Below are 26510 nucleotides of genomic sequence, written 5' to 3'. Positions count from 1 at the left end.
ATAATAATTATACTCACAAATTTGAGTAAATAAAAGGAGGATTTTCCAATGAGAAAAACAAATAAGGTTCTCAGTCTTACAGTTGCAGGACTTATGGCATTTTCTACATCTGCCGTAACCGCTTTTTCAGTATCAGCAGCTGAAGATGTAACCGACACAAAAATTTATTTTGAAGTTCCGACCGAGATTTGGGCAGACGCTTTAGTAAAAACAGATGTAAGCGAACTTAAGGTTTACGCTCATACATATGCAGTTGCCGGGGATCCTGATTATAAGGAAACTTCATGGCAGACAAAGGGTGAGGTCTGTAAATATGTCAGTGGCAACATCTATTCGTACGATATTGATGCAAAATATAAAAGAACGCTTAAAGATGGTGCGGATTATGTAGCTATTTTCTCAATTGTAGGCGACAAGGGCTATCAGACATGTAATGTAACCATGGGCAAGTCATGCTACGGCGATACAATCGTTGTTACAGGCGAAACATACGAAAACTCTCAAGACTCACAGAAAAAGGACTATAGATCAGTTTGGAAGAGCGAGGCTAATGCCGCTGTTTACGGTCCTAAGCTCGAAATCACATCAACAGGTCGTGTAGTAGGCGAGAGCATTCCTACAAGTATCACAGCTGAAGAAATGGTAGCTCAGTTCCTCCATGACTATGGTGTAAAGAATGCTTCTTTGCTTACTCCTGAAAAGGTACAGGAGACTTGTGCAAACGAGTTCATCAATGCAGCTCCTAAGGATGTTTACGATTTATATGTATCTAAGTATGCCGATGAGCTTGCTGATCCTGAAGCATATCCTAACACAGCATCTGCTGAAAAAATTGCTGAATACCTCGGCGTTACACCTGAAGCTGAATCTACATATGTAGTAGCGGGTTCAGAAGAGATTTGCGGTGTTTTATGGAAGGGTAGTCCTGCTGAAGCACCTGAAAATGTAATGACAAAGAATGCTGACGGTACATATACAAAGGTATTTAGCGGAGTTGCTCCTGCTGAAAAGCTCCAGATTAAAGTTGTAGAAAATACAGCTGACGGCGAGCAGAACTGGATTGGCGATGCTACAGGCAATAATATAACATTTGATGTAACAGATACATGTGATGTTACTGTTACATACAACCCATCAACAAGCGAAATTACAGTAACAGGCGATGCAGTAAAGCTTGTTACAGATATTGTAATCACAAGTATGCATGCTGTTGGTAACGGTGATCCTGATGATGCATCATGGTTAAATGGTGCAGCTTGGGATGAGACAGCTAATGAGATGGAGCAGGTTGCAGATAAGGTTTATGAGATTACATATCACAATGTAACTGCGTTTGACAACTACCAGGTTAAGTTCGCAGCTAACGGCACATGGGCTGACAGCTGGGGCGGTGCAGAAGAGAAATTCACACCTGAATCCGGCGTTGCATTTGACGCTGTATACAATGGTGAGAACCTCATCGTTAATGTACCATATGAGCTTGCTGATGTAACACTCAGAATTGACCTTTCAAACTTCAATTATGCTTCAAAGACAGGTGCAGTTATAACTGTAACTGTTACAGATACTGTACCTAAGACATATATTGGTGATGTAAACGGCGACGGCAAGATTGATGCTAACGACACCACAACTCTCCAGATGTATATTGCTAAATATGCTGATGTAACTGTTAATGAGGCAGTTGCTGATGTTGACGGCAATGGCAAAGTCAATGTTCTTGATGTAACAGCTCTTCAGAAGTATGTTGCAGGTGGCTTCACAGGCACAGGTCATGCAGGCGAAGAACTTGCTGGTTAATAGTATTAAATACTGATAATTGTTATTATTATAATTACGGGCGATAGCTTAGGCTGTCGCCCGTTTTTTGTTTGGACTCTTTTTAAAAGTGGTTCTATTCTAAATGTTGGGGTAATGATGTTATCATAAAAATTTTATCAAACTAAAAAGCCTTCCACTTTGAGGGAAAGATGGCATTTTCTGGGAAAATGACGGAAGTGGTGTCACCATTTACGGCGCTTTTTTCTAATCTAAACTTTGATATAAAAGAACTCTTAACGAGTTCCACACCTCATCAGTCACTTGCATGACAGCTTTTTTCTGCGAAAACGGCAAACCCTTTGTCGCTATGCGACATTTTCCTTATCAAGGGAATACCTCAAGGGGAAGACTTAATAACTATGTTCTTAACACCAACTATTGACTATGAACCTATATTATTTGAGTAAAATAATTTGTATCAAACATTTTCATCCAAAATTAAACACCACACAAGAGATTATTTCCCTTTGTGTGGTGTTGCTTAGATTATCATTGCGGTATAAATCCTGAAATGAATACTATCAATACAAGAACAGGAAGTATATATTTTACATACGGCTTTATAAATCTTGGAAATTTAATGCCCTTACCTTGGTTACATTCATTTAAGTAGCCGTCAAATCCCCAACCGAATTTTGTTGAGCAGAACAGTGAATACAAAAATGCACCGACAGGCAAAAGAAGATTGCTTACAATAAAATCTTCAATATCAAGTACGCCTTTGCCAAAAATACTAAATCCGCTTAAAATATTAAATCCGAATATACATGGCAAACAACCAATAAGCATAATTATTGCGTTAATTATTACCGCTTTTGTACGGCTCAGATTGAACATATCAATACTGAATGAGATCAGGTTTTCAAATACGGCAATTACCGTTGAAAAACAAGCGAATGTCATAAACAAAAAGAATAATGTACCCCATATTCTGCCGCCTGCCATATTGACGAATACATTTGGCAATGTAACGAATATCAGCGCAGGGCCTTGGTCAGGTTGCACTCCGTAAGAAAAACAAGCAGGGAAGATAATAAGACCTGCTGTAATTGCAACAAAGGTATCGAGAATACATATTTTAATAGATTCACTCGGAAGTGTTTTTTCTCTTGTCATATAACTGCCGAATATTTCCATTGACGCAATGCCAAGGCTAAGTGTAAAGAAAGCCTGACTCATTGCAGAAGTAATTATATGTCCGATTCCTATGGACTTAACCTTTTCCATATCAGGCACAAGGTAAAATTTTATGCCCTCTGCTGCACCTGTAAGCGCAAGACTGTTTACCGCAAGTATGATTATAAGCGTAAGCAATAAAATCATCATAACTTTACTTACTTTTTCAATGCCGTTCTGAATACCTTTGCTGCATACAAAAAATCCTGCGATTGCCATAATTGCCATCCAAATAATCATTTCGGTAGGGTTAGACATAAGGTTAGAAAATACATTGCTTACATCTTCGGAGCTCATTCCGCTTTCAAATGTGCCGGTAGCAAATTTGAAAAAGTAGCTCAGCATCCAACCGGAAACAGGTGTGTAATACATCATCAGCAGGTAACAGCCGAGAATACAGAACCAGCCATGAATATGCCATTTGCTTTTTGGCTTTTCAAGTGTTTTATAGGCAAGTACGGCACTTTTTTTGCTTGCTCTGCCAATAGCAAGTTCCATTGTGAGTACAGGTATTCCCATAATTACGAGGAAAAGCAGGTAAAGCAGTACAAAAATTCCACCGCCGTTTTGTCCTGTAACAAAAGGAAATCGCCATACATTGCCGATACCTATTGCACAGCCTGCACTTACAAGTATAAATCCAAGTTTGGATTTAAAATTTTCTCTCTCCATAATCAATCTCCTAAAAAACAAGATACTTTTTAATTATATAAAATATTAATATATGTTGTCAAGCCATTCAAAAATAATTAATAAAAATGAGAATTATTATTAATTTACTTGATTTTTTGAAAATATGTGTTATAATAGAGTAAAATCAATAATAATTACTGACTTATTTTGAACATAATAATATTTAGGGGGTAAAATTATGGATAAAGTTAATTTAAGAAAAATTGCAATAATCGGTTGTGGCTTTGTTGGCTCAGCATCTGCGTTTGCATTAATGCAGAGTAAAATGTTTTCAGAAATTGTCTTGATAGACGCTGACAAAGATAAGGCGGAAGGAGAGGCTATGGATATAAGCCATGGTATTCCTTTTGTAGGCAATATGAAAATTTATTCAGGCGACTATGACGATATAGTAGACGCATCAATTATCGTTATTACAGCCGGTGCAGGTCAAAAGCCGGGAGAAACAAGGCTTGACCTTGTTCATAAGAATGTAGGGATTTTCAAGAGTATTATCCCTGAAATAGCAAAAAGAAATTGCCGAGGTATTTTGCTTGTAGTAGCTAATCCTGTTGATATACTCACATATACAGCGCTCAAGCTTTCGGGTTTTGAAGAAAACAGAGTTATCGGTTCGGGCACAGTGCTTGATACCGCAAGACTTAAGTATCAGCTTGGAGAGCATTTGTCGGTTGATAGTCAGAGTGTGCACGCTTATATAATCGGCGAACATGGCGACAGCGAGATTGCTGTATGGAGCAGTGCAAATGTTTCAGGTATAGCGCTTGATGATTTTTGCGAGATGAGAGGTCACTATAACCATGATAAGTCGCAGGAAAATATTGCAGAAAAGGTTAAAAACAGCGCATATGAAATTATTGCTAAAAAGAGAGCTACATATTATGGCGTAGCTATGGCGGTTAAGAGAATTTGCGAGGCGATTATTCGTGACGAAAAATCAATATTGCCTATATCGTCAATGATGCATGGTGAATTTGGCATAGATGATGTGGTGCTTAGTATGCCGTCAATAGTCGGAGCAAACGGCCTTGAAACAAAGGTGCCGATTTCTCTGAGTGACGAAGAGAAAGTAAATTTAAAAAAATCCGCAGATACCTTACGCAGTATACTTGACGATTGCAACATTTAATATAAACAATTAGTAAAAAAGGTGGCTGAAACTCAGTCACCTTTTTTGCGTGCGAAAGCGTAATTAATCCTACACTTTGTTTATTAAATTTTATCAGTCAAAGTAGTCAAACTCCATATATTGCAGTAATCTTGATGGGGTAGAGTTGAATACATCAACATTGTTTTCCTTAAAGAGCTTAGCGAGTGAAACTGGATTTACAGTTTGCTCGTCACTTGCAAATACAAGGGTAAGTCCGTTGCAGAGTGAAAGCATAGTTTCTTTGAGTGACATATCAAATGAAATTGTTGTAACAGAACCGTAAACCTTGCAGTTGTCAACAACATATTTTACCTGAATGTTAGCATCACTGTATGTAAGATAGTTTGCAATGCCAATGTGTCTGAGCATAACACCCTTTGGCTTTCCTGTTGAGCCTGAGCTATAAATAAGGTAAGCTGTGTTTTTGAGAGAGGGTAGAGAGCCTTGTGCACTTTTTCCTTTTCCTCAGCCTGTGGTTTTCTTACCGCCGCAGTAAGCATAAACTCCTGCAGCTCATCTTCAATAGAGATTACAGTACAGCCTTTCATCATTTTCTTGACATTTGCCTCAAAGCCAAAAATCATCCAGATGTGGTTTTTCAATAATTGCATCTGATTTTGGAAGATTAAGAATATCCCTTGTAAGGAGAATATCTCCCTTGTAATCAGGCAAAAGCTCAAGCAGGCTTTCGTCAGCAATAAGCAACTTTGCTGATGAATCGTTTATCATGAAGCTAAGCCTTTCAGGCGGATAAGACGGGTCAAGCGGCTGATAAGCAGCACCTGCCTTTAATACACCCAAAGATGCAATCACCATATATTCGCATCTCGGTATAAGAACAGATACTACATTTTCTTTGCCAATGCCTTTCTGTGCTTATATATGTAATTTTATTTGTTGCGTTATAAATTATTCTCCATATTCAAAAGGATAAAATGATTTTTTCTGTATTCAATAATTCCGTCTGATTTCATTTTGCTAAGCTCTTTCGATAAACCGCTGCGGTCGAGGTTTAAGTAGTCCGCCATTTGCTGACGGTTAAGCGGAATTTCAAAATCGGTCGATTGCGCTCTTACGGATTGCTCAGAAAGGTAGGCGAGAACTCTTGTGCGCACTGCCTTTGAAGATGTGAAAAATATTCTGCGAGAAAGCGCAAGGTTCTTTTGAGCAGATAGCATAAGCAGGTTATTCATAAACTTAGGATACCACAAATTATGGCTGTTTTCAGGTTTGAGAATGTTTTTTAAGTTTATAAAAAGAATTTCGCAGCATTCCGCACATACAACATCAACCATCATAGGAGTGCTTGTGAGGGCATAGGTTTCGGCAAAAACTTCTCCCTCGCCTGCATAGGAAATAATGCTTTTGTTTCCCCATATGTCAATATTTTCTATAATCACATTTCCCGAAAGCACAATGCCAATACTGTCAACAACATCTCCCATATGGAATATATGCGTGTTCTTTGCGTATATTCGCTTTTTAGTGAATTTGCTTTTATTAAGGGCAGTTATTTCTTGCTCGGTCATATTTTGGAAAATAGTTATATTGCTTATTTTCATAAAAACCTCGTTTCGTTGCTGCAATATTAATTTGATTGTATACCGCATTTAAATTATTGACATAATGTTTAGCGATTTTTATGCAAAAAGGGGGCTTGATAATAATTTTTGAATATTCTAAGCATAAAATGTCATAATATTTTCAAGGACTGCCCATTAGGACAGCCCTTGAAGAATTTAAATCAGCTTGCGTTTTTAATCTGCAATCTGAGCTTATCAGAAATCATTGCAATAAATTCGCTGTTGGTTGGCTTACCTCTGTCATTGTGGATTGTGTAACCAAAATATGAGTTCAGCACATCAACATCGCCTCTGTCCCAAGCAACCTCTATTGCGTGGCGTATAGCTCTTTCTACTCTTGATGATGTTGTTTCATATTTCTTGGCTACCGACGGATATAATTGTTTTGTAACCGCATTGATAATTTCTGGATGTTCTACCGACATTATGATAGAATCTCTCAGGTAGTGATACCCTTTAATGTGGGCAGGTACGCCGATCTCGTGCAAAATCTCAGTTACTTTAAGCTCAATGCCGAAAGAGTCGAACATTACAGGATTGCCGATATAGCTTTCCTTACTGCGCTTTGTCATATTTACAATGTTTTGGCAAAGCTCAGAAATATCGTACGGCTTTAAAACAAAGTAAGATGCGCCTGAATTCATAACCTGCTGTTCCAAAATAGCGTTGTGAAAAGATGAAAAAACTATAAAAAGCGGTGCTTTCAGCTTTTCCCGTCTTACACTGCGCATTACGCCTATTGCGTCAAGCCTTGTCATAAAAGAATCCATAAGGACTACATCGGGCAGTTCGGCTTTAATTCGGCTCAGCAGTTCTTCTCCGTCTTTTGAACAGAAAGCAGGCGAAATGTTGTAATTCTCCATTATTGCGTTGCTTTCCTGTGAAAATTCGGATGCGTCTTCGGTAATGATTATTTTGATTGCTTTTTCCATTGATAATTTCCCCCAGTAATTATTCTGTGAGATTATATTACCATAAAATGGTAAATTTGGCAATACTTTCCACGCAAAAAATTTCGATAAAAAAGCAAATTTTTTTAGTTAAAATAATTAACTGCTAAAGAATGACAAAAATTAGCATTTATTGATAATTTTCTATCATTTTGCCGACATATATTCCGTACCCCTCGTTTACAGAGTTTATAAACACATGGGTAACCGCACCAATCAGCTTTCCGTTCATTACAATAGGACTTCCGCTCATACCTTGCACAATGCCGCCTGTTTGCTCAAGCAGTCGGCTGTCTGTAACTTTAATTGTAAAACTTTCGTTGGAATTTTCATTGCGGCTAATACTTGTTATTTCAATTTCGTATGCCTGCGGACTGTTTCCGCTGATTGTAGTATAAACGGTTGCTTTGCCTGTTTTTATCTCAGATTTGTCGGCAACCTCTATCTTGTTTTTGCTTTCAATCAGCGAATTATTATAAGAACCGTAAATGCCGATTTCGCTGTTTTTTAGCATTTCTCCAATAGTTCTGTCGGAAAAATATCCGTTCAGACTTCCCGGATTGCCATTTTTGCTCTTTGTTACACTGCTTATTTCGGCCACAACAGCCTCACCTGACGCAAGCGGCATAAGAGTGCAGGTGTCGCAATCGCAAATGCCATGACCAAGACCTGCAAAATAATTTTCACCGCTGTTATAATAGGTTACAGTGCCTATTCCTGCACTGCTGTCACGCACCCATGCGCCGATAAGATAATTGCCTGCCGTATTTTTTACAGGTGTAATTTGCTTGCTGAGCGTTTTGTTATCTCGCACAAAGGTTACATCAAGTGTTTCTCCGCAGGAATTAAGCGTGACTTCACGCAGGGTTTCATTGCTTGTAATTTCCGTTCCGTTAATTTCCTTTATTATATCACTTTCCTTTAAACCGCCCTCTTTGGCAGGACAAACATATCTGTAACCGTCAAAATAGCTTTCAAGATTTACTATCATTACGCCGTCTGCATACATTTTAAGTCCAAACGGTTCGCCGCCGAGATATACATATTCGGGCAGTTCTCCGCTGTTGCAGGGAATACAGGCGGCTGAAACGGAAATAATAGCTGTCAGGGCAACTGATAAAAATTTTTCAAAAAATTTCAAAAAACCACCTTCTTTCCGTTGCCAATCTTAGTTTTTGCATTTATAATATAAGAAAACATCTTATTTAAAATATTAAAATAATATTTGGCAGTGAAAACTTGATTTATCGGGTTATTAAGCGCAAAATGTAATTATTTTTATAAATTAAACATAATTACATAGGAAGGATTTTAAATGGCAACTAATTTAAAAGGACTTACTTCTCAACAGGTAAGTCAGAGAATATCTGAGGGAAAGGTAAATGTTACCTCAAATATCAGAACAAAATCAATCGGCAGAATTTTCAGAGATAATATCTGCACACTGTTTAACGCAATAAATTTGGTTTTGCTTGTAGCACTTGCGTTTGTAGGCTCATACAAAAATATGCTTTTTATCGGAATTATGATAGCCAATACTACAATCGGTATTGTGCAGGAAATCCGCTCAAAGAAAAGTGTAGATAAGCTGACAATTCTTTCTGAAAAGAAAGTAACCGTTGTGCGTGACGGCGCAGAGTGCGAAATCAGTCGTGAGGAAATAGTGCAGGACGATCTCATCGTTTTGTCGAGAGGTTCTCAAATTCCTGCCGACTGCATAGTCTGCGAGGGCGAGTGCAAGGTCAACGAGAGCCTGCTTACAGGTGAATCAAACCTTATAGAAAAAAATGCAGGTGATGAATTGCTTTCGGGCAGTTTTATCAGCCTTGGCAAATGTTACGCAAAAGCCGATAAGGTCGGTGCGGATTGTTATGCCGCAAAAATCAATAACGAGGCAAAGTACATAAAGAAAGTTAATTCTGAAATTCTGCGCTCGTTTAATTTAATTATAAAAATTTGTACTTTTATTCTTTTCCCAATCGGTATCGCTTTCTTTATCAGACAGTTTGGTATTAATGACGGCAACTTGCAGGCTACTGTTGTAAGCACAGTTGCGGCATTGCTCGGTATGATTCCAAAGGGAATGATTTTGCTTACAAGTTCTGTTCTTGCCGTTTCTATTATAAGACTGTCAAGAAAAAAGGTGCTTGTGCAGGAAATGTATTGCATAGAAACCCTTGCAAGGGTAGATGTGCTTTGCCTTGATAAAACGGGCACACTCACCACAGACGAAATGAATGTAACCGATATTATCCCTTTGAATAATAAAGATGAAATCACTGCGGCGCTTGCATCAATTGCATATTTTTCCGAGGATAAAAACGCTACCTTGCTTGCAATCGAAAAATATGTTAAGAATGAAAAGCATATAGGCTGTAAAAAATTCTATGCCTTTTCCTCAGAAACCAAATGGTCGGGCGGAGAATTTGACAACGGCAAATCTTATATAATCGGTGCGGCAGAGTTTATTTTTAAAGACAAAGAAAAGTATAAAGACCTTTTCAAAACTATTGAAAACATTAAAGATACAGTACGAATTATCGTGCTTGCGTCTACCGATAAATCTCTTAATAACGGCTTGCCGGATGACATTACACCGCTTGCCGTTGTGCTTATTAAAGATAAGCTGAGAGAAAATGTAAATGAAACTATAAATTACTTTAAGGAGCAGGGAGTTGCTCTAAAGGTTATATCGGGCGACAGCGTGAAAACCGTTCAGAATATTGCCAAGGATACAGGTATTCTCGGCGCTGAAAATGCAGTTGATATGACAACCGTAAAAACGCAGGAAGAGCTTGAAAAGGCTGCTGAAACCTGCAGTGTGTTCGGCAGAGTTACACCTCAGCAGAAAAAGCAGCTTGTGCTTGCGCTAAAGAAAAACGGTCACTCTGTTGCTATGACAGGTGACGGTGTAAATGATGTTCTTGCACTCAAGGAAGCAGATTGCTCAATCGCAATGGCGGCAGGAAGTGATGCGGCAAGGAATGTTTCACAGCTTGTACTTGTTAATAACGACTTTGCATCTATGCCGGGTGTAGTGGCAGAGGGCAGACGAACAATCAATAACCTTGAGCAAAGTTCTGCTCTGTATATTGTAAAAACAATTTATACCATTATACTTTCTGTATTCTTTGTGTTTTTCCATATGCCATATCCGTTCGAGCCAATACATTTTTCACTTGTAGGCGCTCTGACAGTAGGATTGCCGTCGTTTGTACTTGCTTTACAGCCAAATAAAAACAGAATCAAAGGCAATTTTACCTACAATATTATTGCAAGAGCCGTTCCTGCGGCATTTTGCACCGTTCTGAATATTATCGGAATGGCTATAATTACAAAATTTACCACACTTGCGCCTGATGAATATTCTACAATTTGCGTATATATGACAGCGCTTTGTGCATATATGCTTATTTTAAGACTTTCCTATCCGTTTAATGCACTCAGAATTGCCATGCTTGCGGTTTCTTTTGTCGGCATCGTGCTTGGATGCGTTTTCTTTGCCGGATTTTTCTCGCTTGTATGGCTTTCGGTTGACGGATTAATTCTTTTCGGCTTATTATCGGCATTTACTATTGTGCTTTTCAATCTTCTGTATAATTATGCAGAAAAGCTGATTGAAAAAAATAAAAATAAATATAAAAACTAAGAAAGGGGTTGAGGGTATGAAAATCAAAATGCCTGTTGATGTAAGAATGATAATTGACAGAATTGAGAGAAACGGCTTTTCAGCTTATGCAGTCGGCGGATGTGTGCGTGATTCGTTACTTCAAAAAGAGCCTAACGATTGGGATATTTGCACAAATGCTTTGCCAACCGATATTCTCAGAATTTTTCAAGATTTTCATACCTTTGATACCGGCATAAAGCATGGCACTGTATCTGTTGTGGTAAACAGTGTTGTGTATGAAATCACAACCTTTCGCATTGACGGAGAATATTTTGATAACCGTCACCCCGAAAATGTAGAATTTACAGATGATTTAATAACCGACCTTTCACGGCGGGATTTTACGGTGAATGCCATGGCTTACAGCGAACGCACGGGTCTTGTTGACCCGTTTGACGGTGCGTATGACCTTGAATTAATGGCAGTGCGCTGCGTGGGCAATCCTGTTTTGCGTTTTAATGAGGACGCACTGCGTATTATGCGAGCCTTGCGCTTTGCGTCTTGCTATAATATGGCAATAGAAAAGCACACTGCGCAAGCAATATTTGAATGTAAAAATCTTTTGAAAAACATTGCTGCCGAACGCATTGTATCCGAGTTTAATAAACTTGTGTGCGGAGAAAGCTGCGAGTATATTTTGCGAAGATTTAAAACCGTGTTTGCTGAATTTTTGCCTGAAATAACCATTATGTTTGGCTATGAGCAGCACACACCGCACCACAATAAAACCTTGTGGCGGCATACCACCTGCGCAATGACAAATATCGACCCGGAACCGCTTTTGAGAATTACAATGCTTTTGCACGATTTAGGCAAACCTATGGCTTGCAAAAAAGATCCTGACGGAACGTCGCATTTTAAAGGACACCCTAAATTCAGCGCTGTAATGGCTCGTCAAATTCTTGAAAGATTGAAATATCCACGAGAGTTTATTGATGATTGCGTAACATTGATTGCCTATCATGATGTAAGACTTACAGGCAGTAAACCGCAGATTAGGCGTGTTATGAATAAAATCGGTGAAACAAATATGCGCCGTTTGTTAAAGGTACAGTATGCCGACCTAATGGCGCAGTCAATGTATAAGCGAGATGAAAAGCTCGAAAAATTCAACTTGGCTTGCAAGTCGTTTGATGAAATCGTAAAAGGAAAGGATTGCTTTACATTAAAACAGCTTGACATTAACGGTCACGACTTAATTAAAATGGGAATAACCGATGGAAAACAAATCGGCGAAACCCTTAATAAACTGCTTGGTATGGTAATGGACGAAACGCTTGAAAATAAAAACTCAATTCTTATACAAAAGGCAAAAGAGATTAATAGTCTTTAATTTTACGCTATGGATTTGTGCTCTTATAGTTTGTCTTTTACAGTATGAGGAGGTCGTTTGCATTGGCTAAAAAAATATTATTTTTTGTGTTTAAATATATAGTGTATTTTGGTCAAGTCCTATTATGTGCTTTAGGAACTGTTCTTGGCATTAGTACACTTGTTAATCAAGGCTTTGACGATATATCTTCATTAATATCATTAATTCTTATGATTGCTTTTATCGCAGTGCTTGGGATAGCTCTCACTTATTTGTTTGCTCGCATAACCATAGAATGTTTTAAGGATAATATACATGACTTAAGAATGGAATTCAAATGGTTGAAAGAGCGTAAAAATGAGGAGAAAAAATAATTTTTGAAATTCATTTTAATTTGATATAGTAATCTCAAAACTATGGTTTTATTGAACTAATTTTAAATAACAGTGCAAAAAGCGGTGTAAATTGCATTTTATTGTAAAAAATAATTACATATTAGAATAATAGCGACCGATTATTTTGTTATAATTAAAGAAATATATTTAGACGGAGGTATTTTCAATATGTTAAGTGATATTGAAATCGCTCAGGCTGCGACCTTACTGCCTATCAAAGAGGTTGCCGCACAGATCGGAATTAAAGAGGACGAACTCGATTTTTACGGTAAATACAAGGCAAAGCTTTCGGATGAGCTTGCCGAAAGACTTGAGAATGAGCCGGACGGAAAGCTTATTCTTGTAACAGCTATCAACCCTACACCTGCCGGAGAGGGTAAAACAACTACTTCTGCCGGTCTTGGTCAGGCTATGGCTAAAATTGGCAAAAAGGCTGTTATCGCACTCAGAGAGCCTTCACTCGGCCCTGTATTCGGTATTAAGGGCGGTGCTGCCGGCGGCGGTTATGCTCAGGTATTGCCTATGGAGGATATCAACCTTCATTTTACAGGTGATATGCACGCAATTACTTCAGCAAACAATCTTTGTTGCGCTATGCTTGACAACCACATTCAGCAGGGCAATGTACTCGGCATTGACCCTCGTCAGATCCTCATTAAGAGATGTCTTGATATGAATGACAGAGCTTTGAGAAATATTGTTGTAGGTCTTGGCGGCAGAGTAAACGGTGTTCCGAGAGAAGACCACTTTATTATCACTGTTGCATCTGAGGTTATGGCTATTCTTTGCCTTGCAGACGATATTTCAGATTTAAAGAAAAGACTCGGCAATATTCTTATCGCTTACACATACGCAGGCGAGCCTGTTTACGCAAAAGATATTAAAGCTGACGGCGCTATGACAGCACTTCTTAAAGATGCAATCAAGCCTAACCTCGTTCAGACACTTGAGGGCACTCCGGCTATTATGCATGGCGGCCCGTTCGCAAATATCGCTCATGGCTGCAACAGTGTTCGTGCTACCAAGCTCGCATTAAAGCTCGGCGATTACTGCATTACAGAGGCAGGCTTTGGCTCTGACCTCGGCGCTGAAAAGTTCTTTGACATCAAGTGCAGATACGCAGGTCTTACTCCGTCTGCCGTTGTAATAGTTGCTACCTGTCGTGCATTAAAATATAACGGCGGTGTGCCAAAGACAGAGGTTTCAAAAGAAAATCTTGAGGCTCTTAAAAAGGGTATTGAAAACCTCGGCGTTCACATTGACAATATGAGAAAATACGGTGTTCCTGTTGTTGTTGCTATCAACCAGTTTGGTACAGATACAGCAGAGGAGCTTGAATTTATTGAGAGCTACTGCAAGTCTAAGGGCGCAGACTTTGCCCTTTCAAATGTATTCTCTAAGGGCGGCGAAGGCGGCACAGAGCTTGCTAAAAAGGTAGTAGAGGCTTGCGAAAAGCCTGCCGATTTTGCTCCTATCTATTCAAACGACCTTACAATTAAAGAAAAGGTTGACAAGATTGCAAAGACAATTTACGGTGCGTCAAGAGTAAATTATACAAAGGCTGCTGAAAAAGCATTAAAGCAGATTCAGACACTCGGCGGAGATAAGCTCCCTGTATGTATTGCAAAAACACAGTATTCTCTTTCTGATGACCCAACACTCCTCGGAGCTCCAAAGGATTTTGAAATCACAGTTAAAAATCTTACACTCTCTAACGGTGCAGGCTTTGTAGTTGTATATACAGGCGACATTATGACAATGCCGGGTCTTCCAAAAGTTCCTTCGGCAGAGAAAATTGATGTTACAGCCGAGGGTAAAATTAACGGTTTATTCTGATGATTACTATAAATACTCATAACGCACAGGAAACAGAGGCACTCGGTGCAAAAATTGCCGAAAAATTGTGCGGTACAGAGGTAATTGCCCTTTTTGGCGGTCTTGGTATGGGTAAGACTGCCTTTACAAGAGGGCTTGCCGGTGCGCTCGGAGCAGGAGAAAATGTTTCAAGCCCTACATTTGCTCTTGTTAATGAATATTCTGGCAAGTTTAATATTTTCCACTTTGATATGTATCGTGTCAACACCTGGGACGATTTGTATTCAACAGGCTTTTTTGATTATATAGACAACGGCATAATCATAATTGAATGGAGCGAAAATATAGAAGAGGCTTTGCCTGCTGACTGCATTAAAATAAGAATCAGCAAGGGCGAAAATGATGATGACAGAATTTTTGAAATTGAAGGTGTTGATCTGCAATGAAAATTCTTGCAATAGATACAAGCGCCACAGCTGCGTCAGCCGCAATTTGTGACGAAAACAAAATAATAGGCGAGTTCTTTATTAATACAAAGCTCACTCACAGCAGGACGCTTATGCCTATGGTGGAAAGCCTGCTTACAAATACAAATTTGCAAACCTCAGACATTACGGCTATTGCCGTAAACTGCGGGCCGGGGTCATTTACAGGCGTTAGAATCGGTGTGGCTGCGGCAAAGGGACTTGCTTTTGCCGATGATTTGCCTTGCATTGAGGTATCTACTCTTGAAAGCCTTGCCTATAATTTGCAGTCTGCAAAAGGTATAATTTGCTCGGTTATGGACGCTCGCTGTGCACAGGTGTATAACGCACTTTTTAAGTGTGACGGCGAAAAACTTGAAAGGATTTGCAAGGACAGAGCATTATCTATTGCCGAGCTTTGTGAAGAACTTAAAGGCTACAATGAAAGAATCATTCTTGTGGGTGACGGCGCTGAGCTTTGCTTTAATGCAATGAAAGAAACCCTCTCAAATGTTGAGCTTGCACCAATCAATGTAAGATTTCAAAGAGCGTCATCAACAGCAGAAATAGCTATTGAAAAATTTAATAATGGGGAAGTGCTTTCAGCGGCAGAGATAATGCCTATGTATTTAAGACTGCCACAGGCTGAAAGAGAACTTAAAAAGAAAATGGAGGAAAAGAAATGTTAGCACTCGGTTGTGATCACGGCGGATATAACCTTATCTGCGCAATCAAAAAATATCTTGACGAAAAGGGTATTGAGTATAAGGATTTTGGTACTTACAGCACAGAAAGTGTAGATTATCCTGTATATGGCTACAAAGTAGCAACAGCAGTTGCAAGCGGTGAATGTGAGCTTGGTATTCTTTGCTGCGGCACAGGCATAGGTATTTCTATGGCTGCAAATAAGGTCAAGGGTATTCGTGCGGCTGTTGTAAGCAATGAGTTCTGCGCTGAAATGACACGCAGACATAACCACGCAAATATTCTTTGCATGGGCGGCAGAGTAACAAGCGAAGAGGACGCAGTTAAGTTTACAGATATTTTCCTCAATACTCCCGAAGAAGGCGACAGACATTTAAAGCGCCTTGCTATGATTGACGAGATTGAGGCAGGCACTTTTAAAGCAGACTGATTGCACTTTTAAATTAATTGCCGTTTTAGGTACAAAATAAAGCAAAACAAAGCTCTCTTTACACAAAATAAAGAGAGCTTTAAGTTTTGATATTAAATTATAAATCGGCTTTTAGCTTATTCAAGCTCAAGTGCCTCTTCAATAGCATAAGAAAGCTGGTCAGGACAAGAAGTACCTCTGCCTCGGCAGTCAATACCTTTAAGTCTTTTTACAGCCTCCTCAGCATCCATACCTTTTACAAGTGCGCAAATGCCCTGAGTGTTGCCTGCACAACCGCCGACAAACTCGCAGGAATCAATAATACCGTTGTTGATTTCAAGGTTAATCTGTCTTGAGCAAACGCCCTTTGGGATGTATGTATATTTCATAATATTACCTCCTTAAAACATTTCAAATGTATTCTAACATATTTCTTTTAAAAAATCCATAAAATTTTAAAATATGTGTCGATTTTTAAAATTAGTGTGATATAATAATGGGTACGATAAGATATAAATAAATTTGGTCAGAGGTATATGAAATGTCTATGAAAATTAATCTTGGAGCTTGGAATTCAATATTTGCCGTTCCGTCATCTGTTGTTGATGAGGGACTTAAGTTTTCGGACGGAGTTAAATTAAAGGTGCTTTTGTATCTTTTAAGGCACAGCGGCGAAGATGTAAGTGAGAAAGATATTAGCAGAGCGACAGGTGTAAACGAAACCGATATTCCAGAGGCAGTTGAATATTGGGTTATGAAAGGAATTTTCTGCAAAAGCAACGGAGAAATTGCACCTGCACAGCAGGAAAATTTTGAAACGGAAACTGTAACTAATCAGACAGAAAGCATAAATAACGAAATCAGCACAGAAAAGCGTGAGGAGCAGCCACAGCATATTCCTGTAAGACCACAGCGCCCCGATTATGTTTATGTTGCACAGCAGCTTGCGGTGGACGAAGAATTTAAAATGCTTGTAAATGAGGCACAGACAGCCTTAGGCAAAACAATATCAAATTCCGATGCGTCTTCATTATTGATGCTAAAAAACACCTGCGGACTTCCTGCCGAGGTAATTATTATGCTTATTCAGTATTGCATAAGCATAGGAAAATCAAATATTAGGGCAATAGAAACCATAGGCGTTCGTTGGTCAGATGCAGGAGTGTTTTCTATTGAGGCAGCCGAAAATAAAATTAAGCAGGCGCATAGGGCGAGCCAAAGTTTTACCGTTGTATCGGCGGCTTTCGGTCTTAAAAATTTTGGCTCTCCTACTAAAAAACAGATGGAGTACGCTGATTTGTGGGTGAATGAGTGGAAATTTTCGCCGGAAATGCTCAGAGAGGCTTACGAAAGATGTGTAGACAGTAAGGGCAGCTGCGATTTCAGATACATAAACGGAATTTTAAAACGCTGGAATTCGAGCGGAATATTTAATGTTGATGATTTGAAAAGGCTTGATTCTAATCAAAGTAAGTATTCTAACCGAAATAACAGCAAAAACGGATCTAACGCTTCATATAATATAAATGATTTGCAAAGATTAGATACAATCGACAGTATTTAGTGTGGTGATATAAATGGGATACAGCAAAGAAATTTTCAGAGCTACAAGGGCAAGAATGGAAGAAAGGCGCACAAAAGCCGAAAGAAGGGCAGAACAGGTGCGTGATGAGGTATACAAAAGAGTACCGAAAATAGAGGAGCTTGAGAGGGAAATATCTTCCTGCGGAATACTTGCGGTTCGTGCCGTACTTAATGGCGGAGATGTAAAGGCGAATACCGAAAAATTGCGTGACAAAAGCATTGCTATGCAAAATGAAGTTAAAAAATTGCTTGTTGAAAACGGCTACGATGAAAATTGCTTTGAACCGCATTACAACTGTAAGCTTTGCAAGGATACGGGATATATAGAAAAAGACGGCAAAACCGTATATTGCAACTGCTTTAAAAGGCTGCTTGTAGCCACAGCCTGTGAGGAGCTTAACCGCACTGCGCCTCTCAGACTTTCTACATTTGATAGCTTTAATCTTGATTTTTACAGTCACGAAGTTGACAAAGAGAGCGGAGTATCTCCGTACGATAAAATGCAGAAAATTTATAATTACTGCGTTCAGTATGCGAGAACCTTTACAACCCAGTCAAAGTCAATTCTTATGCGTGGCGGCACAGGCCTTGGCAAAACTCACCTTTCGCTTGCCATAGCCAATGAGGTTACAAGGCGTGGCTTTGGAGTAATCTATGTATCTGCTCCTATGCTGATGTCTACATTAAGTAATATGCACTTTTCGAGGGAACAAAGCGATTCAGAGTATTTTGATATGCTTACTAAATGCGACTTGCTTATTATCGACGATCTCGGCACTGAATTTTCATCATCATTTTCTAATACACAGTTTTATAATCTCTGCAATTCAAGAATGCTTTTAAGAAAACCTTTGATTATAAATACAAATCTTTCTGTTAATGAACTTGAAAAAACCTATACCGCAAGATTTATTTCAAGAATATACGGCGAGGGAGTAAGACTGAATTTTGTAGGTGACGATATCAGATTAAAAAGAAGTTTTCAGTAAAAGCCGGTGATTATCGGGCAATTTTGGCTTTTTGAAAACTTTTTGGAAAATTTTTGAAAAAATTGCAGAAAAGTGTTGACAAAACATACTTTGTGCTATATAATAAATATCGTTGTTTGCGAGGGTGTTCACAGTGAGCAGATGTAAATCAATTACTTACTTTTGAAAATTTAAAAAATATTTTCAAAAAAGTGTTGACAAATCAAACCAAATGATATATAATGTACATCGTTGATTGCAAGGCTGTTAGCAATAAGCAATAAACATTGAGGAATAGTGTAACGGTAGCACGACAGACTCTGACTCTGTTTGTTGGGGTTCGAATCCCTATTCCTCAGCCAATATAGCCCCGAGTGATCGGGGCTGTTTTTATCGAGGTGTAGCGCAGTTTGGTAGCGCACATCGTTCGGGACGATGGGGTCGCAAGTTCGAATCTTGTCACCTCGACCATCTGAATACGCCGAGTCAATCAGATTCGGCGTAATTTTTTTATTAAATTTGTTTTGGAGGTTAATTATGAAAAAGATAATTTCTTTGGTAACCGTATTTGTACTTTGCCTTACAGCTCTCGTCGGTTGTTCGGGCAGTAAAGAGGTTGACTTAAAAACTGTTCTTTCCGACATTAACTCTAAGTATTCTTTAGACTTAAAAGAGCTTACAGAGGCAAACGATCTTAAAAAGTATTACAGCATTGATACTGCCGATGTAAAGCAGTTTGCAGCTGAAATCAATTCAGACAGTAATTCAAGAGTAGAAATCGTGCTTGTAGAGGCTGTTGACTCAGACGCAGCTGCAAGAGTAAACGAGGCTCTCTCAAAGACATACACTTCAATCGTTACCCAGTATTCAGGTTATAATGCCGAAAAGCTCCCAATGGTTGAGGCTTGCAAGGTTACTCAGGACGGTAACTATGTTACAATGATCGTAGCCGATCAGGGTCCTGAAATTCTTGAAACATTCTACGGTTACATAAAATAAAATCGTCAGATTATACGGGCGGACTCTGTTCGCCCGTTTCCTATGTAAAAACAAAGTCACATTCCAAAACAAGTGGTAATATCATTAATTAAAATATGTGTTAGCCACATATGATATCGAAACGGGTATTTGATATGGTACAAGCAGAAATAAAAAAACAATTTTCACATATGAATAATATGCAGCAGCAGGCTGTATTTTGCACAGAAGGCCCTTTGCTTATTCTTGCAGGTGCAGGCTCGGGAAAAACTACTGTTCTTGTAAACAGAATTGCCTATATTTTGCAGTCTGAGCTTTGCAGACCCTGGCAGATACTTGCTATTACATTTACTAACAAGGCGGCAGGCGAGCTTAAAGAGAGAATTTGCAACGCTGTTCCCGACGGCGGCTCTAATATATGGGCGGCTACTTTTCATTCTACCTGCGCAAGAATATTGAGAAGATACGGTGACAGAATAGGCTTTACAAGTCATTTTACCGTATATGGTACTGACGATCAGAAAAAACTCGTCAAGGATATTTTAAAACAGCTCAATTATGATGAGAAAATGTTGCCTGTAAAAAGGGTTATCAACGAGATTTCAAAAGCTAAGGATAAAATGCTTACACCACAGGAAATGCTCAAAGAGGCTGGTTACGATAATCTTAAACAGTCTGTTGCAAAGGTGTATGAAATTTACCAGTCAAGACTCAAAACAGCGGACGCAATGGATTTTGACGATATGCTTTGCAATACGGTTCATCTTTTTGAAACCTGTCCCGATATTCTTGAATATTATCAAAATCAGTTTAAATACATAATGGTGGACGAGTATCAGGATACCAACAAGGTACAGTATAAGTTTGTAAGTATGTTAGCCGCTAAGTACGGTAATATTTGCGTTGTCGGTGATGATGACCAAAGTATCTATAAATTCAGAGGCGCTACTATTGAGAATATTTTATCTTTTGAAAACACCTTTAAGGGCGCTAAAATCATAAGGCTTGAGCAGAATTATCGTAGTACGCAAAATATTCTTAATGCCGCAAACGGCGTAATCTCAAACAATACAATGCGTAAAGGCAAAACATTGTGGACAGAAAATGCCGTTGGCGATAAAATTGAGGTGCACACCTCGGATTCAGAACGTGACGAGGCGGCATTTATAGCTAAAACTATTCTTGACGGTGTTGCAGACGGCAGAAAATTCTCTGATTTTGCAATTCTTTACCGAATGAATGCACAGTCAAATGCCATTGAGCAGGCATTGTCAAGAAGTGGTATTCCGCATAGAGTAATCGGCGGCAGAAGATTCTATGACAGAGAAGAAATCAGAGATATGGTTGCGTATCTTCAGGTTATCAATAATCCGCACGATGATATAAGACTTAGCCGTATTATCAATGTGCCAAAACGAGGAATAGGCGCTACTACCCTTGAAAAAGCAGGGGAGATTGCCGCAGGTCTTGGCGAAAGCATTTATTCTGTAATTAAGGATGCCGATGTCTATCCTCAGCTTACAAGGGCGGCGACAAAGCTCAAGGGTTTTGTTGCACTCATTGACGGTCTTATCGAGGCTGAACAGAGCGGCGATTATTCGCTTGCAGAATTATATAATTTAATTCTTGAGCATACCGACTATGAAAAATATCTTAAAACAGAAAAAGATAATCCGGATGTAAGAATAGAAAACATCGAAGAACTTTCTTCAAACATTATTAAGTTTGAGGAGGATTATGCCGAGGAGGCGTCGCTCTCAAACTTTCTTGAAGAAATTTCTTTGCAGACTGACATAGATAACTACGACGCTGAGGCGGATTCATCGGTTATGATGACCTTGCACAGCGCTAAAGGTCTGGAATTTCCTGTTGTATTTATTGCAGGAATGGAAGAGAGTGTTTTCCCGTCAATAGCTACTATGATGAACCCTGATGAGCTTAACGAAGAACGCAGACTTGCCTATGTAGGTATTACAAGAGCCAAAGAAAAGCTGTATATCACAAAGGCAAAATCAAGAATGTTGATGGGACATACAAGCTATAACAAGGTTTCAAGATTTGTAAATGAAATTCCGCCTGAGCTCCTTGAGTACACAGGAGAGAGAAAAACTTTTGCATCTGCAAACGGATTTTCTACTTCTGCAAGTCGAGTGAATATTGGAGCAGGATCGAGCTTCGGCGCAGGCTCAAAATATACTCAGAATAAGAGCTTTAATACCTTTACAAAGCCTGCCGTTAAATCAGGCACTGTTTACAAAAAGGGCGACTGCGTATTCCATAAGGTGTTTGGTAAAGGTATGATTATGAAAACCGAAAAAATGGGTAACGATACTATGCTTGAGGTTGCTTTCGATAAAGCAGGAACAAAAACTCTTATGGCTAATTTCAGTAAAATGGAAAAAATCTGATGAGGTGATTTTTTTGAAAGCTTTAGCAAAATCTTTTATGTGTGTGGCTATGGCGGCATATTCAGCCGTAGCTTTTACAGGCTGCGGCACAGATTCGCAGACCACCGACACAACAGCACCGCAGACAACAAACTCCACAGGTGCGTCTACACAGATACTTACTACTGCTTCCGCCACTGCTGACGAAGTGCCTACCAATCCTGTATTTAATTATGCAAAGCTTAAGCAAGATAGCGATACTGTTATGGCGCAGTTTGATAATGCGCTTGTAAAAAATAAATTCAGAGGCACTGTTTATTATAAAATAGGCAATGACTTTGAATATATAGGCAATAACGGCTATGCCGACAAGGGCTCACATACCGATAACTCACTCAATACAAATTATTATGTCGGTTCTCTTACAAAGCAGTTTACAGCCGCCGCCATTATGCTTTTGCAGGAGCAGGGCAAACTCAGCACTTCAGATACACTTGATAAATATTATTCCGATTATAAGTACGGTTCTGATATTACTATCCGCAATCTGCTTACTATGACCACGGGCTTGCCCGACTATCTTGGTAAATCAAACGAAAGTATCAGGGCAAATTCATCACTTTACGATGTGGCAGATGATAAATCTGCTAAAGAAAATCACTCGGTTATAATGAAGTGGATTTTTTCGCAGGATGTAGACAAAGAGAAAATAGATGAGTTTAAGTATTCAAATTCCGATTACTTTATTCTCGGCGACATAATCGAAAAGACAAGCGGTAAAAGCTATGAAGATTTTTTAAAGGAAAATATTTTTGAACCGCTTTCTATGACCTCTACCACTTTTGAAAAAACAGATCAACTCGCAACAGGCTATCAAGATATTTATGATGACGAGTGGAATTTATATCCGGGTGTTGCTTATTCATCAATGGGGTTGATTTCCAATCTTAATGATATGCTTAAATGGACAGATGCACTTACCGATACACAGTTTTTAACTGCCGAGTCCAGAGAAGAAATGTTTACACCTTATAAGTCAGGTTTTGCTTACGGTTTGTATGTTGATGAATACGGAAATTATTACAATGAAACATCATTTTACAGGTTTAATGCAAAATTCTTGTTTGCACAAGACCAAAGCAAGGTGTTTATTACCTTTTCAAATTACACACTGTCAAACCCTAAAAACATAAATCAAAAACTTGACGAAATTTTACAGCCATATTTAAAATAATCAACTGAATATTCACAATTAAGCGTAACCTTCATAAAATGTATTGTTACAGAGCGTAAGCCTGTTAATACTTATTATGGAGGTTATTTTATGCCAGATGTATCATACGGCACAGTTCCGAGGCAGTCGGGCAGTGAACCGTCTGCCGAAAACAAATGCACAGATGCGGTATGTATAAACGCAAGCCGTATTTATGACAGCTGCGGCTCTAAGGATTGCCTTAGTAATCTTGATGTTTTTTTTACTCCTTGCAATCAGTGCATTATCAACAACGCCTCATCAGTAAAAATCTGTAAAGCAAGCGTTATTACCGCCGATGTAAATGTCGAGTCGGTTGCATTTCATCGAGGCTGTTATGCTGTTGATGTTACATTCTATTTTGATATAATGCTTGAGGCTTATACCTGCGGCTCAACCATTCCGTCAAAGGTAAACGGACTTGCAATTTACGGTAAAAGATCTGTTCTCTATGGCAGTGAATCAAATTCAAAGAGCTTTTCAAGTGACAGCTGTATAGTTTGCTCACAGCCTCCGACAGCGTGTGCTTGCTCAGAGATTATGCCAAAAGCCACCGTTCAGATTTCCGAGCCAATGGCACTTTCCGCAAGGCTCAGAAAGGATTGTGTTCCTCCGCTTCCATGCGCTCCGATACCCGAATGTGTAATAACATACTTTGGTGATGATTTCGCCGTTACGGGAGATGCAGGCGTAAGAGCAACAATCGGTATATTTACAATTACACAGCTTGAGAGAAATGTGCAGTTAATGATTCCGTCATATGATTTCTGTATTCCTCGCAAGGAATGTAAGCCTGAAAGCGACGACCCATGCGAAGTATTTAATAGGGTAGACTTTCCGAATGATTCATTTTTCCCGCCTAACGCAAGGGCAGAGGAAAGAGAAAAATGTAATTTTGAGTGCAGTTGCAACGGCTGATAAACAAAAAGGCAGGCAGTACACACTGTCTGTCTTTTCGTTTGTGTAAATTATTTTGTAAAATCCCATTCGGATAATTTGTTCTCCTTAACAATAAAAGCCTTATCCGCAATTTTGGCGAGCGGAGTATCACTGTAACTGTCAGAATAAAATTCATCTATCGGCTTGCTTTTAAACACTTCTCGGTATCGTCTTACCTTTTCCTCGCCATGGCAGTTAATTCCGCTGTATGTACCTGTATTTTTATCAACCACAGATGCCATAAGATATTTAATACCAAGCTCTTTGCAGGCAGGAGCAAGTAAAAATTCGGGCGAGGCGGATATAATAACATCATCTTCCTTTTGCTGATTTTTGTAAAAAGGCTTGATTTTGCCGAGATTAATACTCCAAAAATCCTTTATATCCTTTTCAATATCACAGTATTTTAAAAATCTATACATTTTTTCTTTAAACTGAGTTTTTGTGCCAATTTTAAAAACATAAAATTTACAAAAAGCACAGAAAAGCGATGGCGCAAGCAAAAGTATTTTTTTGTGCCTTTTAAGAGAAAAAATGTAAAAATCAGCGGTTGAATCGCCGTCATATATCGTTTTGTCAAAGTCATAAACATTCATAAATAATCCCCATAACAATTCTTGTTTGTCAAATACTTATATTTTATAATCAATTCAAATGTTTTGCAATACCCTTGTTCACCTAATAATCACTTATTTTCAGCATACTTACTGTTGCTTTTTACCTTAAAATATAGTATAGTATATTGTGAGTAATAATATGGGAGTAATATAGTGTTCGGTTATTTGCAGATTGAAAAAGAGGAACTTCTTGTAAAGGAATTTGAAACATACAAAGCTATTTATTGCGGATTGTGCAAGCAAATGGGTAAGGATTATTCATTTTTAACTCGTCTTACTCTCAGCTACGACTGCACTTTTTATGCAATGCTTTTAATGTCCTTACATTCCTCATGCGGCGGCTTTAAAAAGGGCAGGTGTACCTGCAATCCTTTAAAAAGCTGTAATTTTGCTTGCAGTAACAGCGATGATTTCTCGAAAGCGTCGGCTTTTTCGATTATAACCGTTTACTATAAGCTGATTGACGATATAAATGACAGCGGATTTTTTAAGTCGTTTTTTTCAAGATTGATAAAGCCGTTTTTCTCTCATCAGCGTAAAAAAGCCAAGAAACTATACCCATGGATTGACGAATATGTTGCTGAAATGATGGACAAGCAGGCAATTATAGAGCAGGACAGTAATTCATCTGTTGATATTTCGGCAGACCCTACCGCTCAAATGCTCGGTAAAATTCTTGCACATGACGGTAAAGATGAAACCGAAAGCAGAGTTTTGTATGAATTCGGCTACAATATAGGCAGGTGGATTTATCTCATAGATGCGGCTGACGATATAGAAAAAGATTTAAAATCTTCTGGCTTTAACCCTTTTATAATGCAAGATAATTCGGCAGCCGACAGCAACACAATTACTTTTACATTAAATCAATGCCTTGCTCGGGCATATGATGCTTATATTTTACTTGATATAAAACCATTTAAGGGAATACTCGACAATATGATGCTCAGAGGTTTCCCGAAAATTCAGAATAAAATAACAAGCAAAACAAACTCAAAAAACGAGCCAAAGAAAGGAAGTAAAGATGAATAATCCTTATGAGATACTCGGTGTATCTGAAAATGCCAGCGATGAAGAAATAAAAGCGGCTTACAGAAAGTTAGCTAAAAAATATCATCCCGACAATTATGCGGACAGTCCGCTTGCAGATGTTGCCGAGCAGAAAATGAAGGAAATCAATGAGGCGTATGATACTATAAATCAGTTAAGACAAAAGGGCAGAGGTACAGGCTCTTCGTCTAATTATGCAGGCGGATATTCTAATCAGTCTACAAGATTTCATGGAGTAAGAATTTATATTCAGCGCAATATGATAAGCGAGGCTGAGCAAATTCTCGACAATACAGAACAGCAGTATCGTGATGCCGAATGGCACTATCTCAAGGGAATGTGCGCATATCGCAAGGGTTGGGCAAATCAGGCATACTCTTATTTTACACAGGCTGTAAATATGAACCCTAATAATCAGGAGTATCGTGCCGCACTCAACAATATGAACAGTCAAAGGGGCTATAATTACGGCGGCTATACTCAGGGCACTCCAAATACGAGCGAAGGTGCAATGTGTGATGCCTGCACAACCTGTTTGTGCATAAACTGTCTTACTAATTGCCTTTGCAACTGTTGCAGAATGGGTTGCTGA

General features: G+C 38.8%; 26 protein-coding genes and 2 tRNA genes. 19 read left to right on the top strand and 9 right to left on the bottom strand.

Annotated features, from left to right (window positions below):
• Positions 1 to 48 precede the first annotated feature (48 nt).
• The gene (locus DXC23_RS03030; RefSeq protein ID WP_117704709.1) at positions 49 to 1800 is read left to right on the top strand and encodes a dockerin type I domain-containing protein; all 1752 of its coding nucleotides are present in this window, start codon (positions 49 to 51) and stop codon (positions 1798 to 1800) included.
• A 510-nt stretch (positions 1801 to 2310) separates the two neighbouring features.
• Here DXC23_RS03030 and DXC23_RS03025 read toward each other — a convergent pair.
• A complete protein-coding gene (locus DXC23_RS03025) occupies positions 2311 to 3669 on the bottom strand; it encodes a sodium-dependent transporter (RefSeq protein WP_117704708.1) in 1359 nt (452 codons plus the stop codon).
• Between the two features lie 199 nt (positions 3670 to 3868).
• Between DXC23_RS03025 and DXC23_RS03020 the strand changes: the two genes are divergently transcribed.
• Positions 3869 to 4819: an L-lactate dehydrogenase gene (locus DXC23_RS03020; RefSeq protein WP_117704707.1), complete on the top strand. Its 951-nt coding sequence runs from the start codon at positions 3869 to 3871 to the stop codon at positions 4817 to 4819.
• A gap of 93 nt (positions 4820 to 4912) precedes the next feature.
• On the opposite strand, the gene DXC23_RS03015 is transcribed toward DXC23_RS03020, so the two are convergent.
• The 6 genes from DXC23_RS03015 to spoIVB all read right to left on the bottom strand — a co-directional run bounded on the left by DXC23_RS03015 (position 4913) and on the right by spoIVB (position 8514).
• Positions 4913 to 5248 (bottom strand): AMP-binding protein, encoded by a 336-nt coding sequence (locus DXC23_RS03015; RefSeq protein WP_117704706.1) that lies wholly within the window; start codon positions 5246 to 5248, stop codon positions 4913 to 4915.
• Positions 5149 to 5442: a hypothetical protein gene (locus tag DXC23_RS12305; RefSeq protein ID WP_147329118.1), complete on the bottom strand. Its 294-nt coding sequence runs from the start codon at positions 5440 to 5442 to the stop codon at positions 5149 to 5151. The genes DXC23_RS03015 and DXC23_RS12305 overlap by 100 nt, the downstream gene beginning before the upstream one ends.
• The gene (locus tag DXC23_RS03010; RefSeq protein ID WP_117704705.1) at positions 5408 to 5704 is read right to left on the bottom strand and encodes an AMP-binding protein; all 297 of its coding nucleotides are present in this window, start codon (positions 5702 to 5704) and stop codon (positions 5408 to 5410) included. Before DXC23_RS03010 ends, DXC23_RS12305 begins: the two co-directional genes overlap by 35 nt.
• 38 nt (positions 5705 to 5742) lie before the next feature.
• On the bottom strand, positions 5743 to 6402 hold the full coding sequence (locus DXC23_RS03005; protein WP_117704704.1) for a Crp/Fnr family transcriptional regulator: 660 nt from the start codon (positions 6400 to 6402) through the stop codon (positions 5743 to 5745).
• 182 nt (positions 6403 to 6584) lie between these two features.
• Entirely contained in the window at positions 6585 to 7355 is a 771-nt protein-coding gene (gene spo0A / locus DXC23_RS03000) for a sporulation transcription factor Spo0A (RefSeq protein WP_117704703.1), read from the bottom strand.
• A gap of 148 nt (positions 7356 to 7503) precedes the next feature.
• Complete coding sequence (gene spoIVB, locus DXC23_RS02995; RefSeq protein ID WP_117704702.1) at positions 7504 to 8514, bottom strand: SpoIVB peptidase; 1011 nt, start codon at positions 8512 to 8514, stop codon at positions 7504 to 7506.
• A 174-nt stretch (positions 8515 to 8688) separates the two neighbouring features.
• On the opposite strand from spoIVB, the gene DXC23_RS02990 reads away from it, so the two are divergent.
• The 7 genes from DXC23_RS02990 (at position 8689) to rpiB (ending at position 16164) form a co-directional block, all read left to right on the top strand.
• Positions 8689 to 11022 carry an HAD-IC family P-type ATPase gene (locus DXC23_RS02990; protein WP_117704701.1) on the top strand — a complete coding sequence of 778 codons (2334 nt, stop codon included), beginning with the start codon at positions 8689 to 8691 and terminating at the stop codon, positions 11020 to 11022.
• A 16-nt stretch (positions 11023 to 11038) separates the two neighbouring features.
• Complete coding sequence (locus DXC23_RS02985) at positions 11039 to 12376, top strand: HD domain-containing protein (protein ID WP_147329117.1); 1338 nt, start codon at positions 11039 to 11041, stop codon at positions 12374 to 12376.
• Positions 12377 to 12438: 62 nt separating this feature from the next.
• Positions 12439 to 12729: a hypothetical protein gene (locus DXC23_RS02980; RefSeq protein WP_117704699.1), complete on the top strand. Its 291-nt coding sequence runs from the start codon at positions 12439 to 12441 to the stop codon at positions 12727 to 12729.
• Between the two features lie 189 nt (positions 12730 to 12918).
• Positions 12919 to 14586 carry a formate--tetrahydrofolate ligase gene (locus DXC23_RS02975; RefSeq protein ID WP_117704698.1) on the top strand — a complete coding sequence of 556 codons (1668 nt, stop codon included), beginning with the start codon at positions 12919 to 12921 and terminating at the stop codon, positions 14584 to 14586.
• Positions 14586 to 15011 (top strand): tRNA (adenosine(37)-N6)-threonylcarbamoyltransferase complex ATPase subunit type 1 TsaE, encoded by a 426-nt coding sequence (gene tsaE / locus DXC23_RS02970; RefSeq protein WP_117704697.1) that lies wholly within the window; start codon positions 14586 to 14588, stop codon positions 15009 to 15011. Before DXC23_RS02975 ends, tsaE begins: the two co-directional genes overlap by 1 nt.
• On the top strand, positions 15008 to 15718 hold the full coding sequence (tsaB, locus tag DXC23_RS02965; protein ID WP_117704696.1) for a tRNA (adenosine(37)-N6)-threonylcarbamoyltransferase complex dimerization subunit type 1 TsaB: 711 nt from the start codon (positions 15008 to 15010) through the stop codon (positions 15716 to 15718). The genes tsaE and tsaB overlap by 4 nt, the downstream gene beginning before the upstream one ends.
• Positions 15712 to 16164: a ribose 5-phosphate isomerase B gene (rpiB, locus tag DXC23_RS02960; protein ID WP_117704695.1), complete on the top strand. Its 453-nt coding sequence runs from the start codon at positions 15712 to 15714 to the stop codon at positions 16162 to 16164. Before tsaB ends, rpiB begins: the two co-directional genes overlap by 7 nt.
• A 116-nt stretch (positions 16165 to 16280) precedes the next feature.
• On the opposite strand, the gene DXC23_RS02955 is transcribed toward rpiB, so the two are convergent.
• Entirely contained in the window at positions 16281 to 16532 is a 252-nt protein-coding gene (locus tag DXC23_RS02955; RefSeq protein WP_117704694.1) for a TIGR03905 family TSCPD domain-containing protein, read from the bottom strand.
• Between the two features lie 152 nt (positions 16533 to 16684).
• On the opposite strand from DXC23_RS02955, the gene DXC23_RS02950 reads away from it, so the two are divergent.
• From DXC23_RS02950 to DXC23_RS02915, 8 genes are all read left to right on the top strand, one after another.
• A complete protein-coding gene (locus DXC23_RS02950) occupies positions 16685 to 17707 on the top strand; it encodes a DnaD domain protein (protein WP_117704693.1) in 1023 nt (340 codons plus the stop codon).
• A 13-nt stretch (positions 17708 to 17720) separates the two neighbouring features.
• Entirely contained in the window at positions 17721 to 18716 is a 996-nt protein-coding gene (locus DXC23_RS02945) for an ATP-binding protein (RefSeq protein ID WP_117704692.1), read from the top strand.
• Positions 18717 to 18983: 267 nt separating this feature from the next.
• Positions 18984 to 19057 (top strand) — tRNA-Gln (locus tag DXC23_RS02940).
• A gap of 32 nt (positions 19058 to 19089) precedes the next feature.
• Positions 19090 to 19166: transfer RNA gene (locus DXC23_RS02935), tRNA-Pro, on the top strand.
• 66 nt (positions 19167 to 19232) lie between these two features.
• Complete coding sequence (locus DXC23_RS02930; protein WP_158552416.1) at positions 19233 to 19694, top strand: DUF4358 domain-containing protein; 462 nt, start codon at positions 19233 to 19235, stop codon at positions 19692 to 19694.
• Positions 19695 to 19828: 134 nt separating this feature from the next.
• Entirely contained in the window at positions 19829 to 22081 is a 2253-nt protein-coding gene (locus DXC23_RS02925; RefSeq protein WP_117704690.1) for a UvrD-helicase domain-containing protein, read from the top strand.
• A gap of 13 nt (positions 22082 to 22094) precedes the next feature.
• Positions 22095 to 23294, top strand: coding sequence for a serine hydrolase (locus tag DXC23_RS02920; RefSeq protein ID WP_117704689.1), 1200 nt, complete (start codon positions 22095 to 22097; stop codon positions 23292 to 23294).
• Positions 23295 to 23384: 90 nt separating this feature from the next.
• On the top strand, positions 23385 to 24230 hold the full coding sequence (locus DXC23_RS02915) for a hypothetical protein (RefSeq protein WP_242997385.1): 846 nt from the start codon (positions 23385 to 23387) through the stop codon (positions 24228 to 24230).
• 50 nt (positions 24231 to 24280) lie between these two features.
• Here DXC23_RS02915 and DXC23_RS02910 read toward each other — a convergent pair whose 3' ends face one another.
• Positions 24281 to 24847, bottom strand: coding sequence for an HAD-IB family phosphatase (locus DXC23_RS02910; protein ID WP_117704688.1), 567 nt, complete (start codon positions 24845 to 24847; stop codon positions 24281 to 24283).
• Positions 24848 to 25021: 174 nt separating this feature from the next.
• Between DXC23_RS02910 and DXC23_RS02905 the strand changes: the two genes are divergently transcribed.
• On the top strand, positions 25022 to 25900 hold the full coding sequence (locus tag DXC23_RS02905; RefSeq protein ID WP_117704687.1) for a DUF5685 family protein: 879 nt from the start codon (positions 25022 to 25024) through the stop codon (positions 25898 to 25900).
• Positions 25893 to 26510, top strand: coding sequence for a DnaJ domain-containing protein (locus DXC23_RS02900; RefSeq protein WP_117704686.1), 618 nt, complete (start codon positions 25893 to 25895; stop codon positions 26508 to 26510). Before DXC23_RS02905 ends, DXC23_RS02900 begins: the two co-directional genes overlap by 8 nt.

This window comes from Eubacterium sp. OM08-24, assembly GCF_003438075.1.
Lineage (GTDB): Bacteria > Bacillota > Clostridia > Oscillospirales > Acutalibacteraceae > Ruminococcoides.
The sequence above is the reverse complement of the archived record's forward strand: the minus strand, read 5'-3'. Positions and strand labels throughout refer to the sequence as shown.